Source organism: Saccharothrix sp. ST-888 (assembly GCF_000955975.1).
Taxonomy (GTDB): Bacteria; Actinomycetota; Actinomycetes; order Streptomycetales; family Streptomycetaceae; genus Kitasatospora.
On sequence record NZ_JYJF01001128.1, the window covers coordinates 1 to 245 of the forward strand.

At 71.8% G+C, this 245-nt stretch carries 1 protein-coding gene; it reads right to left on the reverse strand.

The genetic code is table 11. The features are described 5' to 3' along the window. Nucleotides 1-245, reverse strand: a 245-nt coding sequence (locus UK12_RS42845; protein ID WP_045307429.1) for a CurL C-terminal domain-containing protein, incomplete at both ends; no start/stop codon positions are given.

Here is a 245-nt window from a genome sequence, read left to right on the forward strand (position 1 = left end):
GCCGTACGTCCCTCAACCACCGAGCCTTGCACCAGGTTCGCAGCCGACTCGCCCTCGGCCAGCGCACCAAGCCCCCGCAGGAACTCCTCACGCTCACTGCCGACCACCACCGCGCGGTGCTCCAGCGCCGCCCGGCCCATCGCCACCGAGTACGCCACATCGACCAGTTCGGCATCACCGGCGGACAGCAACCGCTCGGCCTGGGCCCGCAGCGCCACCTCACCCTTCGCCGAGAGCACCACCGG